Genomic DNA, 14,504 nt, shown 5'->3' on the forward strand with positions numbered 1-14,504 from the left:
CATTTTTTCAACGGAACACCGCAGTGTTCCAACTGCCGCAACCGTGTGCAAGCCTTACGGGCGGGTGGGCGGTGCAGCCTTGGACTTTTGCCGCAGCACAACATCCCTGACCGCGTAGATCAGCTTGCCGGTGGTGGGCTTACCGCTGCCCAGCCTTGTATCAGCTTTAAATGCCAGCCACGCAGGGGTCGGTATTTCCTCCAGCTGATCCACCATCCGGCGGATGCCGCTTTCCACGGCAGCGACCGATGTATCAAACTGCTCACTCACCGCCTGCAAGATCTCCTTGCGGATTGCCAGCTTCTGGCTGGTGCTGCATGCGATGCCGACCGCGTAGGATAGATATCCGGCGTTGACATCCCCCTGCGGGATGCCCCACGCTGCATACAATTGACTGCACCGCTGCTCCAACTGCCGGTTCTGCCGCCCTGGCATCCGGTAAAGCTGCCACAGCAGCCTTTTCAGCTCGGTGCCCTCTACGCAGTAGCACCCCTCGCGGAGCTTTTGCAACGCCGTGCCGCTGCTGCGGCCATGGCTCTGTACGAGCAGCGTCGGTCGCTCCTTCAACTGGTACAGCTGCCGGACAAATTGCTCTGCGGACAAGTCCGTCAGCTCGCTGCAAAGCACCACGGCATCGTAACGGACACCCTGCCGCAGCTGTGCCAGCAGCTTTTCGCCGCTGCAAAAGCAGGTGCATACGATGGCGGTTCCCTGCTCCTGCAAATAACGCTTCTGGACACGCAGCTCCCTCAGGTCATAGCTTGCAAGGGCGACTTGCAGTTGGGCTGTTCGCTCACTGTTCACGCCATGCGCCGCCTTTCTTGCCTACCAGCCCGGCAGCTGTCAGGTCTGTGACCGCATCCCGCCAGAGCTCCGGCTGAACTCCATTTTCACACAAGTAGCGCAGGAGCCGGTAACAGAACTCCGGCGCTGCCGCAACATGCTGACTGACGATCTGCTGTCGGCTGCCGATCCGGCACAGGGACAGCCGACAGCCTTGTGTGCCCTCTACCTCCATGGCATACACCAGCGTATACTCCTGCTGCAAACCATCAATGGCAGAATACTGCCGGATCATGGGTGAAAATGTATGTTCCATTTCAGTTCCTCCTTACTACAAGGGCCAATTTTTTTCTGCCTTGTTTATATAAAATATATTTTATAAGGTAGGAGAAACCGTTACAATCCTAAAGAAGTGTCTGAACAGAGCATTTTCGGGCATTTTGCCTCCGGCATGCTCTACGCGCCGCTGTCAGTTTTAGAATAGCACGTTCCGTCTGCAAATTCAACCGGTATCTTTTTCCGCTTTTCTTTTTTGCCCCGTCCTTCCCGGCAAAACCGCTGCCCGGGCGCAAAAGTGCCGCAGCTTCAGCATTCCTACGGAATAATTTCACGTTTTTTTCACATTTTTTTGCTAAACTTAATAGGATATTGTCTGCAAACATTTCCGAATTTCAAACCACAGGCAGCAGCGCCCGGCGGCGCAGTACCGGAAAGGCACATTTATGCTCAAGCTCAAACAGATCAACAAAGAATATAAGACCGGCGAGCTGGTGCAGCACGCACTGAACAACGTCAGTCTGAACCTGCGGGACAACGAATTCGTGGCCATTCTGGGCCCCAGCGGCTCCGGCAAGACCACCCTGCTGAACATCATCGGCGGTCTGGATCGCTACGACAGCGGCGATCTGGTCATCAACGGCATCTCCACCAAAAAATACACCGACCGCGACTGGGACTCCTACCGGAACCACACCATCGGTTTTGTGTTCCAGAGCTATAACCTGATCCCCCACCAGACCGTGCTGGGCAACGTGGAACTGGCACTGACCATCTCGGGCGTTTCCAAGGCCGAGCGCCGCCGCCGTGCTGCCGCTGCGCTGGAGCAGGTGGGACTGGGCAACCAGCTGCACAAGCACCCCGGCGAGATGTCCGGCGGGCAGATGCAGCGCGTAGCCATTGCCCGCGCGCTGGTGAACAATCCCGACATCCTGCTGGCAGACGAGCCCACCGGCGCGCTGGACAGCGAGACCAGCATTCAGGTGATGGAACTGCTCAAGGAAGTGGCGCGGGACCGGCTGGTGGTCATGGTCACCCACAACCCGGAGCTGGCCGAGCGCTACGCCACCCGCATCGTGAACCTGAAGGACGGCGTGATCCGCTCTGACACCATGCCCTACGAGCCCGAGGACGAGGCTGCCGCCGCTGCCCCCGTGCACCGGAACATGGGGCATTCCTCCATGTCCCTGCTCACCTCCCTCTCCCTCAGCTTCAACAATCTGCTCACCAAAAAGGCGCGCACCCTGCTCACCGCCTTTGCCGGGTCTATCGGCATCATCGGCATTGCGCTGATCCTTTCCCTTTCCAACGGTGTGAGCCGCTATATCAGCAACATGGAAAAATCCACGCTGGCGGCCTACCCGCTGCAGATCAGCAGCACCGGCGTGGATCTGACCAGCATGATGGACCCGGACACCTACACCAGTGTTGCGTCCAGCGCTGCCCCTGCGCCGGATGGCATGGTCACGGTAAGCCAGCTGCTAGCTCAGCTGAACATCGGTGCCACCAGCAATGATCTGCGCTCGCTGAAGGAATATCTGGACAGTGACGCCTGCACCATCCGGGACAACGCCACGGTGGAATACGCCTATGCCTCTTATCCGCTGATCTACCGCCAGAACCCGGACGGCACCGTGCAGAAGCTGAACCCGGACACCACCTTCTCCGACATTGCCAGCGAGAACGCCTCGGTGACCAGCATCATGACCTCCATGTCCAGCCCCTATGTGTTCTGCGAAATGGCCGAGACCCCCGCCCTGTACGAGGATCAGTATGATATCAAGGCCGGTCGCTGGCCGGAAAAGTACAACGAGCTGGTGCTGACCCTGAACGCAGACGGCAGCGTTTCGGACTATTCTCTGTACGCCATGGGTCTGCGGGATCAGGCCGAGCTGGACAAAATTTTACAGCAGTATGCAAAGAACCAGAAGATCGATCTGCCCACGGACTACGGCACCTATACCTATGACGATTTTCTTGGCATGACCTTCAAACTTGTCAACAAGGCCGACTGCTATGTCTACGACACCGAGCACAAGGTCTGGCTGAGCAAGCTGAACGATGAAGCCTATATGCAGCAGCTGGTGGCCGACAGCGAGGAGCTGACCATCGTAGGCATCGTGCAGCCCAAGGCAGACGCCACCTCTGCCATCCTGCACAGCGGCCTGGACTACCTGCACGAGCTGACCTATCATGTCATCGACCAGGCCGCCAACAGCGAGATCGTGCGCCAGCAGCTGGCAGACCCGGACATCAACGTGCTGACCGGCGAGCCCTTCGATGCTGCCGGCAACAGCATGCTGGATATCGCCTCCCTGTTCTCGGTGGACACGGACGCCCTCAAGGACGCTTTCCAGTTCGACACCAGCGCCCTGCACTTCGATCTGGATGGCGCATTCGACCTGACCGACGGCTCCTTTGACCTCGCCACCCTCATCGACCCCTCCAGCTTCAAGCTGGATCTCAGCGGACTGCCGCTGCCGGACATGGAGATGGACATGAGCGAATTGTTCGACGGCGTAGAGCTGAACATCTCTCAGGACGGCTTACAGGCATTGATGAAAAAGATCCTGAACGGCTACAAGCGCTATATCATCAGCAACGGCCTGTTGAATCTGGACAAGATCGGTTTTTCCTCCTATATGAAAACCGAGGCCTTCCAGACGCTGCTGAACGAATCCATGGGCGACCTGCTGGACACCTCCGGGCTGGAGGAGCAGTTTGCTGATACGCTCCAGCAGAATTTGCAGACCGTGATGGAGAGCTACTCCGTCCAGTTGAGCGAAGCGCTGCAAGTCCAGCTCACCGCTGCTCTGCAGGAGCAGATGGGCCCCGCCATCCAGAAGCTGGCCGGACAGTTGGAGCAGAAGATCGGGCAGGCGATCCAGAGCAACATTGCGCAGCTGAGTACACAGGTGGAAAGCGCACTCAAGATCGACCCCGCCGTGTTCCAGCAGGCCATCCAGATCAACATGACCGGCTCCGACCTGACTGAGATGATCAAAAACACCCTGCTCTCCTCCGCTTCCAGCTACGAAAAGATTTTGAGCGACATCGGCTATGTGGACTACGCAAAGCCCGATGGCATCTATATCTATCCCAACAGCTTTGACACCAAAGCGCAGGTGGTAAGCGAGCTGGACGCCTACAACGCCGCCATGCGGCAGCAGGGCGAGGACGACAAGGTGATCCACTACACCGACATGGTGGGTACCCTGATGAACTCGGTCACCGAGATCGTGGGCATGGTCAGCAATGTGCTGGTGGCCTTTGTGGCCATCTCGCTGGTGGTGTCCTCCATCATGATCGGTGTCATCACCTATATCAGCGTGCTGGAGCGCCGCAAGGAGATCGGCATTCTGCGCGCCATCGGTGCCTCCAAGCACAACGTCTCGCAGGTGTTCAATGCCGAGACCTTTATCATCGGCCTGTGCTCCGGCGTGATGGGCGTGGTGCTCTGCCTGCTGCTGCTCGTCCCCGGCAATATGCTCATCCACCACATCGCGGGCGATGTCAGCGTATCGGCCTCGCTGCCGCCGCAGGCTGCACTGATTTTGATCGTTCTGGCCACCCTGCTTACCATGCTGGGTGGTGTGATCCCCGCCCGCAGCGCCGCAAAGAGCAACCCCGTCAAGGCGCTGCGCTCTGAGTAAACTGTTCCACATCCAAATCCCTGCTGTGCTCTGTGTGCAGCAGGGATTTTGCATTCTGTCCCGGCTTGTGCTACAATAGAAAAAACTTCATTTCAAAGGAGCGTTCCCATGCCTGTCATTCACGAGATCACCGACCTTACCGCCCCGGAACTGGACGTCTACGCCCGGCTCACGCAGGCGCAGCTGCGCAACCGGCTGGAGCCGGAAAAGGGTATTTTTATCGCCGAAAGCCCCAAGGTGATCGCCCGGGCGCTGGATGCCGGATACCATCCCCTTTCCCTGCTGATGGAGCGCAAGCAGATCACCGGCCCGGCACAGGAGATCTTGACCCGCTGCGGCAATGTGCCGGTGTACACCGCCGACCGGGAGCTGCTGGCACAGCTCACCGGCTTTGCGCTGACCCGTGGCGTGCTGTGCGCCTTCCGCCGCCCTGCACCCCGCACGGTGGAGCAGGTGTGTGCCCACGCCCGCCGGGTGGCTGTGCTGGAGAGCATCGTAGATTCCACCAACGTGGGCGCTATCTTCCGCAGCGCTGCCGCGCTGAACATGGATGCCGTACTCATTACCCCCTCCTGCTGCGACCCGCTGTGCCGCCGCGCGGTGCGGGTAAGCATGGGCACTGTATTTCAGGTGCCATGGGCGCAAATCGGCTCCTGCCCTGCCGACTGGCCGGAAAACGGCAGCGCCCAGCTCCATGCACTGGGCTTCAAGACTGCTGCCATGGCGCTGAGCGACCGCTCGGTCAGCATTGACGATGCCGCCCTTGCCGCCGAGCCAAAGCTTGCCATCGTGCTGGGCACCGAGGGCGATGGGCTGGCCAATAGTACCATCGCCGCCTGCGATTACACCGTAAAGATTCCCATGTCCCATGGGGTGGATTCCCTCAACGTAGCCGCAGCCAGTGCCGTGGCCTTCTGGCAGCTCGGCCGCTTGTAAGTTCCCCGCTTGTGCTCTCCGAAATTGCTTGACAAACGCCTCAAAACGCGGTACACTATCAGCGTTACATCATGGGCCTATAGCTCAGCTGGGAGAGCAAGCGTATCGCTTTTGTGCCCCACGGAGTTGTGGGCATTCAAATGGGGAGTATAACGGTTGGTCGCCCAACCGAATTACGCCCCTAAATATGGGCCTATAGCTCAGCTGGGAGAGCGTTCGGTTCGCATCCGAGAGGTCAAGGGTTCGAATCCCTCTAGGTCCACCAATTTGCCGCATCGTTTTGTACGATGCGGCGTTTTTTATGCCTGAAAAACTTTGGCAGACCGTGCCGGGCTCCGAACCCTGAAGTCGGATGCGAACCGGGCGGGGTCATCCATGTACTTTTTGAAAATCCATCGGTTTCACGCTTCTTTCTTTGCATTTTGCAGAGTTCTGCGGGCAAGTGCATCGCTTTTATGCCCCCTTCTCGGAAATTTCTTCAAAAATCTCCGCACCATCGTAGGTTGACACAGCCTTGAGCTGCTCCACTTGATTGAAGCTGGCGTTCAGCGTAATCGAGATCTCATAGTCTTTTCGGACGCGAATCTCCTTGATGAACTGCTGCAAAATGGCGCGGCGTTCATCGTGGTTGGCGGTGTCGTAAACATCCGCCCATGTAAACAGCTCGTTGCAGATGTAGTTGCTGCGCTTTGCCGTTTTGGTGGCTTCTTCGTATTCTTCCTGCGCCTGCACGAGCTGCTTTTCCAGAGTTTCCAGAGCCTCTCTTGCCTCGGCTACCAGTGTGCCCAGCAGTTCTTTGTCCAAGGCACTTACGCCACGAATGACCAGAATGGTTTCGGCTTTCAGGTCGTCCAACTCTTTCTGCTTGGCTTCCAAGTCTTTCTGGATTTTCTTGACCTTCTTCTGGATGCGGGCGGCATCGTTAGTCTTGACCGATTCCAGCAGCTTCTTCCGGGAAACCTCCCGGAACTGTGCGAAGATCTGCCGGACAACTTCTTCCACAATGGAATCCAGCTTAGAAACACCATAGCCGGACTGCCCATCGCAGTCACCCGGATGCCGGATCTTATAAAAGCAGCTATACCGCGGCCGGACTTCTTTCACCGTATGCCCATCGGCGTAGGTGTGTGTCCGTCCGCTGCTGGTCAGGCTCAAGCGGTTACCACAGTGGGCACAGTAGACCAGCCCGGTCAACAGGGCTTTGGAGCTGGTGCCCAGTGAAGTACCGCCACGCTCACAAGTGCGTGCCTGCCGCAGTTCCTGTGCCTGCTCGAACAGCTCTGGTTCGATGATGCGGAGCTGCGGACACTCCGTCTCCACCGCACCGTTGATGAGGTACCCCGTGTATCCTTTATTCTTGATCATCCGAACGATGCTGGTGTTGGGGATATTTTTGTTGTTCCGTCCTACGACTCCCTGTTCATAAAGATAGTGGCTCAACTTCTGTGCGCCGTAGCCCTCGTAAACGTACTTGTGGAAAATCAGCCGGACGATCTCAGCTTCTGCTTCGTCAACCACAAGGTCGCAGACTTCCTGATTCTTCTTGTTCACCCGACCAAGGCGGACACGCTTGTAGCCAAAAGCCACGGTGCCGCCTGTATAGTGGCCTTCCCCGGTGTGTCCCTTTGGTCGAAACACGGTATAATGTATAAACGCGTTTTTTCATTGCATTCTCACTTTCTTTTGGCGAGAAAAGCAAAATCAAACGGATATTGTCCATATCAGGTTTTCAAGGTTCAGTTCGATTTTATCTTATCTCACACAGTTAGCCTCCGCTCTGGGGTTGGATGAGGTTTACAGTGAACTGCTTCCTGCTGACAAGGTGGAGAAAGTGGAGCAGTTGATCCAAAACAAACCAGAGAAAGAAAAACTGGCTTTTGTGGGAGATGGCATCAACGACGCCCCGGTGTTTCGCCGGGCAGACATCGGCATTGCTATGGGCGCTATGGGTTCTGACGCCGCCATTGAAGCTGCGGATGTAGTACTGATGGATGACGACCCAATGCAAATTTCCAAAGCAATCAAAATCTCCCGCAAGTGCCTTGGCATCGTCTATCAGAACATCGTGGTGGCCATCGGCGTAAAACTGGCCTGCCTCGTACTGATTGCGCTGGGTTTCGCCAATATGTGGCTGGCCGTGTTTGCGGATGTGGGCGTAATGATCATCGCCGTCCTCAATGCTATCCGGGCACTGTTTGTGAAAAATCTTTAAAGTTCAGAAATCCCCGCCGACCGGATGGGGCCGAGAGTGCGCTACAATCAAGCCATACAAGAGATACGAGGAAGGCAAGGAGCAATGTACGATATCTGTCTTACCGTTTCAGCATGGTGCATCATCGGCCTATTGGGTGTTCTGTTTATAAGATCATTGGGATTCCGAGAGTTTCATCAAGAGAAAATTATCCCTTGGCTCGTGGGGATTGCTATGATTTTCTTCCTGATAGCACTCATGTTTAACTAGAACTGAAAGCAGTTGAATACGGACTGAAAGGTCGCATTGTTGTGGCAAGCAGTGCAGACGTATATACATCTGCTTATTCTGCGTTGCAAAACGCTTGCTGGGGAATACCCCAAGCCCCTTTGATCTGCATTTTCCAATGCAGGCTGCGCGTCCCGACGGGACGCTTTTTTACCCGGTGATGTGCTCCGGGTCGTTTAGGACTTGCATGAGGAAGGAAGCGGCTTCTGCCAAAGAAGCATACTTCATCTGTTCCGGTACAGTCGTGTTCAGAAGCGAAACGCCCCACACCTGCATACAGTCCGCAAGTTCTTTCTGTGCCTGCAATGCCGCCACCTTACGCACATCCGGGGTAGTTTCTGTATCCAGAACGTAGGCTGTAGAGTATTTTCCATTGCGATCTTCCGTCAACTGCACCATGGAGTAGCGCTCATCCCAAAAGTGGCAAAAACGCACCCTGCCGCCGATGTTCTCCATGTCATGGCACAGTTCTTCTTCGCCGCTCCATTGCGGAGTCTCGGACAAAATGCGATTCAGTTCCGAAAGAGCCTGCCGTTCTTCAGCCGATAACCTCCTAGACATGAAAAGCCCCGGCCTTTTCTGGCCGAGGCTTGATGGTTGCGGAGCAGAATGTAATCTGTTCGCTTCCGCTGACAGGGAGGGCAATCCATAGCTTAGGGTTCCACCCGCACCGTCAGGCGGGAGGCGTGCAACCCACCGTGGTATACCCGGTTATGGGCCACCACGGTCCGGGCGGAAGCAAAACCTTCCCGGGTGTTGCTGTTGGGGAAGATGAAATTCTTGGCGCTAGAGGTGACAGTCACCCGGATGCGGTGGCCTTTCCGGAAGCAATTGGACAACTTGGTGGTGCGGATCTTCAGGCAGACGATCTCGCCTTCCTGCAAAAACTCCGACCGGGCAAAGCCATTACGGTATCGGGCGCTGAGCAGGCCATCCGCCAGTTTGATGGACCGGCCGTTCTCATCCACGTCGGTAACGCGCACCACAAAGTCGGTATCCGGCGCGTCAGAAGAAATATACAACTCCGCCGTCATATCACCGGTCAGAACCAGGTTTTCCTTCAGCACAGGGGAGGTGTAGCACAGCAGATCCTGACGCAGTTCCTCCCGGGTGTAGTCCTCTGGCACTTCGATCTCGTTCTCCGACATATCGATGATGTGCTGGGACGGATGTTCGGGGTCATAGGCGTAACCGTCGCAGTTCTCCCGCTCCGGCCTAGCAAAAGTCAGCCGCCCGTCCCCGGCAGAGGTGTTGGCATGGCCGTCACTATCCAGATACAGGTGGGTGACCCGGGTCTCGGGCACTGGCCAGTTTTCGGCGGTCTTCCATACCTCCTGGCCTAGGGTGTAGTATTCTACCGGGGCAGTCTGGTCGATGCCGTTGTCCACTTCCTTGAGGTGATGCTCAAACCATCGGAAATACAGCCAGTCCAGATCAAAGCGCAGCGCCTGGCTGCCGAAGGATACCCCGTGCATGTCGTACTTACTGTTGCCGCTGTGCTGCCAGGGCCCCAGAATGACCTTGCGCATGCCCCGAGGGAAGTCATGGACCAGTTCCAGAGCTTCGGTGGTACCCATGCCGTTGTCGTCAAACCAGCCGGACTGAATCAGCGCCGGGATCTGCGCCCCGACGGAGCGTTCCTGCCAGTTGGACATACGCCAGAAATCGTTGTAGTCACTGGGTTCCAGCCACCGTGTGATGAAGGGCACATCGTACCCCAGAGCCTTTTTCGGCAGGTCGGTCAGGGGGCGGATGTTCAGCACTTCCTCCCAGTCATCGCGTTCCATCAGCTCAGGGTGGAAGGTTTTCTGAGACACCGCAAAGGCCCAGGCCAGCATGCCCGAGGTAAAAGACCCACCCCGGCGGGGCAGATCCACAAAGGAGCTGCCCGCACAGACTACGCTGATCAGAGCTTTCAGGTGGGGGTTGCCGCTGGCAGCGGCCGCCCACTGTACATAACCCAGGTAGGACCCGCCCACCATACCGATGCGTCCGCTGCACCATGGCTGGGCGGCGATCCAGTTCAGAGTATCGTCGCCGTCCTCCACCTCGTGGTAGTTGGGCAGCCATTCGCCTTCACTGGCGTTTCGGCCGCGCACATCCTGTACTACCACCGCGTAGCCGCGCTGAACGTAACGGTAGTATACCTCACAGCCGTCCTCTTTGCCGTAGGGGGTGCGTACCAGCACTGCGGGCACCGGGGTACTGCAGTTTTTAGGCAGGTATACGTCGGTGGAAAGATGTACCCCGTCCCGCATGGGCACTGGGAAGGTCAGCGCATGTTCTACCGGGAACAACTGTTCCTCCGGCCAGGTCGAGCGCCACAGGCGCAGGATGGTCTCCTCCTCGGCACCGGGTTCCACCAGCACCGTGACCATCTCCCGGGCAGGGCAGGTGACGGCGATCAGCCGCCCTTCTTTCATCTGTTTGTTGTTGGGGAATTTTACATCCCGCTGCAGGTAGTTGCAGCCGTCTTCGCTGGTGTAGCGCTCGCCGCACAGGGAAACTTCCCCGGTGCCATGCAGCCCCGACTCGTAATGGGACAGGTTCTGTCCCAGGGCGGCAAAGTCCATCTTCACAAAGAAACGGTAAAAATCCCGGTCCTGTTCAGTCAGGTCCTGCCAGTCCAGCAGCGCGCCGGTATGCACGTCCAGTTTCTGGATCTGGGATGTGCCGTCGCCCAGCCGCAGTCTGCCGTACAGGATGCCTGAAACATATAAGTCAAAATTACGCATTTCCGTTTCTCCCGTTTTCCGTTCAGGCGCCGATGAAGGCACGGATGGCATAGGCTACACCGATGCCCACATAGTTGCCCAGGGCACCGGCCAGTACGCCCATGAGCAAGCCGATGTTGATAAGGGTCTTCCACTGGGCGCTGGAGGCGATGAGGGCGGCGGTGGGGCCATCTGAGATACAGCCTACGATGGACAGCAGCACATACTCAAAACGGACTTTCAGCAGCCGGGTGATGAGCAGGTGCAGCAGAATGGAACAGACGATGACACAGAAGCAGAACAGGGTGATGTAGAAGGTGGATCCGAAGAACTGCTTCAGGTCCACCGCAAAGCCGATGGTCACCAGGAACAGCAACGCTACGAAAAGGCCCAGGTCAAAGTTGCCGCGCAGCTTGCGGACGGCTGGCACCTGTGCCAGGATGATGGAGAAGGTGGTGATGAGCAGGATGCGGCCTGCACTGCGGAACCCTGTTCCGAATACCATCGAGGAGATGCTGGTGGCAACCCACACGGTGCCAAAGCCGATGGCCAGCAACCAAGCGATTTCCTGGATGGACCATTCCTTGGAAGTCATCAGTTCCTCGTGGTTGCCATCCCCCAGCAGTTCCGGCTCGCTCATTTCATAGGGCCACAGCTTTTTCAGCCATTTGGAACTCTTGTACAGGGCGGGGGCAGCAAACATCAGGATCAGCGTGGGGATGCCCACCACATAGTCGGCGGCATTGGCCGAGGCGATGGTGGTCTTGCTGGCATCCAGGCCTACAGCGATGGCGGTCAGGTTGGAACTGCCGCCGGTGTAGGTGCCCACGAACATACCGGCCACCTTCCAGCCCTCGTCGATTTTGTCGGCGAACAGTACGCCAAACACCAAAGCTGCCACGCAGACGCTGAATATGGCCGAGATCAACGCAATGACCGGTTCCTTGGATAATTTGCGCATCTGTTTCAGGTCCAAGCTCAGCAGGCAGATGGAAATGGACAACGGCACACAATAGCTGCTGACGGCATCATAGGTAGCACTGGAGGTAGGCACGATCCGCAGGTTGGACAGCACGATACCCATGATGATAACCGTCAGGGCCGGACCCAGCGTTTTGAACGCCTTGAACCGCTGCAGCCAGAATCCCAGTGCGACCATGGCGACCATGATGAACAGGAGCGCGCCTTCGGAGGAAAAAATCGTATTCGGCATAATACACCTCTCTGCGGGATCCCGCTTAAAAATCAATATCGATGCCAAGGCCCGGTTTGTCGGACAGGGTGTAGACGCCGCCATTCACGGCAAAACCTCCGGGCATACCCATCTCGGGGTCCACGGCGTACATAAAGCTGTCGCAGTCCGCCTCAGTGATGTTCTGCTTGGCGGCAACCAGACCCACACCGGCAGCAATGGCCACCTTGGTCTCCAGCATGCAGCCCACCATGCACTGCACATGGTTTGCCTCGGCAATGGCGTTGATCTTTTCCGCCGGGTACAGGCCGCCGCACTTCATCAGTTTGATGTTGATAATATCTGCAGCATCGATCTTGCAGGCCTTTGCTGCGTCGATGGGGGTGTGGACCGACTCATCCAGCATGACCTTCAAGTCCACCTTGGAACGCACAAAGCGCATACCGTCCAGATCCCAGCTAGGCAGGCACTGTTCCACCGCTTCCACGCCCAGCTTTTCAAAGGCTTTCAGGGTGCGCACCGCATCGCTGACAGTGTAACCCTGATTGGCGTCCACACGCAGGCGGATGTTGGGGCCCACCGCCTGACGGATCAGGGTCAATGCCTGGATATCCTCGATCGGGTTGATGCCGGCCTTGATTTTCAGAATGGTGAAGCCATCCTTTTCCACCCGTTCCCGGGCTTCGGCGGCCATAGCTTCCGGTGTGTCAATGCCCACCGTCATGTCAGTGACGATCTGGTTCACGCTGCCACCCAGCACCTTGTACAGAGGCTGACCCATCAGTTTGCCCTTGATATCGTACAGGGCAATATCCACCGCGGCCTTTGCCGAGGTGTTGCCTGACAGCAGGCGGTCCATCATCCTGTGGATGCCCTCAATATCCAGCGGATCCATGCCGATCAATCCGGTGCGGAACAGTTTCAGCGCTTCCAGAACGGTGGCTGCGCTCTCGCCGGTCACCGGTTCAAAGGGCGCGGCCTCACCGATGCCCCACAGACCTTCGTCGGTGGAGATCTTCACCAGCACATTCAGCGAATGATCCTGTACCGCAAAAGCAATACGGAAGGGCTTTTTCATGGGGATACGGATGGTTTCTACCTTTACATCTGTGATTTTCATAGGGTTCCTCCTGCATAATAATTTTTATAAATTTTTTATGAATTTTTATAGAAATTTTACTATTTCTAAAATTTTTGTCAAGAGCTTTTCTATTTTTTTCACATTTTTCAGAGTATTTTATAGGATAAGCACGAAATTATCTGATTTTCTTTGTAAAACTTTTATAAATATCGAATATTTTCTCACTTATTTACGTACAGGGCATTTTGTGATATACTGTAAATAAACTTTTTACGAAAAAGCGGGAGGTCTTATGCTGGGCGAACACGTTCGAAATATTCGGAAAAAACGGGGAATCACCCTCAAAGAACTGGCCGAAAAGACTGGTTTGTCCATCGGGTATATCTCCCAAATCGAGCGCAATCTCACCGACCCGTCCCTGTCCACCCTGCGCAAACTCAGCGCCGCTCTGGACATCCCCACCTATCTGTTTATGGGAGGTGAGCACAACACTGGCCTGACAACCCGTCAGGCGGATATGATGATCCTCTCCCAGCCCAATTCCAATATACGGTATCATCTGCTTACGCCCATGCCCAACGGAGATTTTGTACCTCAGTCGTTGGTCATACGCTTTGAGCTGGAACCCCACTGTAAGGACGGCGACCTGCCGGTGATCCATCCCAGTGAGGAAATCCTGCTGCTGGAACAGGGGCAGCTGGATGTACTGGTGGAGTCCGAGACCATCCGCCTGAACGCCGGAGACACCACTGTGGTGCAGTCCAACCTGCCTCACATCGTTTCCAACCCCGGGGATACCACAGCGGTGGGGCTGGCTGTGTTCACCCCTGCCATTTGGTTTCCCAACAACCGGCGCAGTTTTAACCGCGGTGGCGAAACCTGAATCTTCGCATAAGAATACCAAAAAGAAGTACAGCCATTGCCTGTACTTCAGACTATTGAAAAAGGTCACCGGAAGGTGGCCTTTTTCTCGTAAATGGGAAGAAAACGAGATGCCTGTCGCAATTTTTGTTATACACAATCCATTTGTGTTCATTCAACGCTATTCGGGTAATTTCAAGGTGGAAAATTAAGGAAGCTCCAAACCTTTTCTCGAAAGAGAAGGGTTCGGATTTTTTGTTTTTGGCGGCGTGCCCTGCCGCACAACAAAAGCATCCGCAGCGCATGGCCGGGCTGCTTCAGCTCAGGCGCAGTGCGCTGCGGATGCTTATTTTTTATGCCGCGCCCCCTCTCCTGATGGGAAAGTCAGGGTATCGGCTGCGTTTTGATGTCATTTGCCGGAACACGCCCGCGTTCTTGGCTCTCCGGTCAGGGGAGCTGCCGGGCAAAGCGAGACTGAGAGGTTTTACCCTGCCAGCTTGCGGTAGGCGTTCAGCACCTGATAGGCCGG

At 56.3% G+C, this 14,504-nt stretch carries 10 protein-coding genes, 1 tRNA gene and 1 pseudogene; 5 read left to right on the forward strand and 7 right to left on the reverse strand.

All coding sequences use genetic code 11. The features are described 5' to 3' along the window. Positions 1-54: 54 nt before the first annotated feature. Both DXB44_RS08165 and DXB44_RS08170 read right to left on the reverse strand, forming a co-directional pair. A complete protein-coding gene (locus DXB44_RS08165) occupies positions 55-804 on the reverse strand; it encodes a sporulation initiation factor Spo0A C-terminal domain-containing protein (RefSeq protein WP_118658372.1) in 750 nt (249 codons plus the stop codon). Continuing rightward, on the reverse strand, positions 794-1,099 hold the full coding sequence (locus DXB44_RS08170) for a hypothetical protein (protein WP_118658373.1): 306 nt from the start codon (positions 1,097-1,099) through the stop codon (positions 794-796). Before DXB44_RS08170 ends, DXB44_RS08165 begins: the two co-directional genes overlap by 11 nt. A 406-nt stretch (positions 1,100-1,505) precedes the next feature. Here DXB44_RS08170 and DXB44_RS08175 point away from each other — a divergent pair, with 406 nt between their 5' ends. From DXB44_RS08175 to DXB44_RS08185, 3 genes are all read left to right on the forward strand, one after another. Next, complete coding sequence (locus DXB44_RS08175; RefSeq protein WP_118658374.1) at positions 1,506-4,712, forward strand: ATP-binding cassette domain-containing protein; 3,207 nt, start codon at positions 1,506-1,508, stop codon at positions 4,710-4,712. A 108-nt stretch (positions 4,713-4,820) separates the two neighbouring features. After that, complete coding sequence (locus DXB44_RS08180; protein WP_118658375.1) at positions 4,821-5,648, forward strand: RNA methyltransferase; 828 nt, start codon at positions 4,821-4,823, stop codon at positions 5,646-5,648. Positions 5,649-5,837: 189 nt separating this feature from the next. Then, positions 5,838-5,913 (forward strand) — tRNA-Ala (locus tag DXB44_RS08185). A 188-nt stretch (positions 5,914-6,101) separates the two neighbouring features. Here the strand turns inward: DXB44_RS08185 and DXB44_RS08190 are convergent. Then, positions 6,102-7,235 (reverse strand): recombinase family protein, encoded by a 1,134-nt coding sequence (locus tag DXB44_RS08190; protein WP_147366419.1) that lies wholly within the window; start codon positions 7,233-7,235, stop codon positions 6,102-6,104. A gap of 175 nt (positions 7,236-7,410) precedes the next feature. On the opposite strand from DXB44_RS08190, the pseudogene DXB44_RS08195 reads away from it, so the two are divergent. Beyond that, positions 7,411-7,860, forward strand: a pseudogene (locus tag DXB44_RS08195) (HAD-IC family P-type ATPase); the annotation flags it as partial. 417 nt (positions 7,861-8,277) lie between these two features. Here DXB44_RS08195 and DXB44_RS08200 read toward each other — a convergent pair. The 4 genes from DXB44_RS08200 to DXB44_RS08215 all read right to left on the reverse strand — a co-directional run bounded on the left by DXB44_RS08200 (position 8,278) and on the right by DXB44_RS08215 (position 13,153). Beyond that, a complete protein-coding gene (locus DXB44_RS08200; protein WP_118658377.1) occupies positions 8,278-8,688 on the reverse strand; it encodes a hypothetical protein in 411 nt (136 codons plus the stop codon). 92 nt (positions 8,689-8,780) lie between these two features. Next, on the reverse strand, positions 8,781-10,862 hold the full coding sequence (locus DXB44_RS08205; protein ID WP_118658378.1) for a CocE/NonD family hydrolase: 2,082 nt from the start codon (positions 10,860-10,862) through the stop codon (positions 8,781-8,783). A gap of 22 nt (positions 10,863-10,884) precedes the next feature. Next, positions 10,885-12,054 carry a DUF819 family protein gene (locus DXB44_RS08210; protein WP_118658379.1) on the reverse strand — a complete coding sequence of 390 codons (1,170 nt, stop codon included), beginning with the start codon at positions 12,052-12,054 and terminating at the stop codon, positions 10,885-10,887. 25 nt (positions 12,055-12,079) lie between these two features. Continuing rightward, complete coding sequence (locus DXB44_RS08215) at positions 12,080-13,153, reverse strand: dipeptide epimerase (RefSeq protein ID WP_055185693.1); 1,074 nt, start codon at positions 13,151-13,153, stop codon at positions 12,080-12,082. Between the two features lie 253 nt (positions 13,154-13,406). Here DXB44_RS08215 and DXB44_RS08220 point away from each other — a divergent pair, with 253 nt between their 5' ends. Beyond that, positions 13,407-13,997: an XRE family transcriptional regulator gene (locus tag DXB44_RS08220; RefSeq protein WP_097779858.1), complete on the forward strand. Its 591-nt coding sequence runs from the start codon at positions 13,407-13,409 to the stop codon at positions 13,995-13,997. Positions 13,998-14,504 lie beyond the last annotated feature (507 nt).

The sequence above is a fragment of the Faecalibacterium sp. OM04-11BH genome (assembly GCF_003482185.1).
GTDB lineage: Bacteria > Bacillota > Clostridia > Oscillospirales > Ruminococcaceae > Faecalibacterium > Faecalibacterium tardum.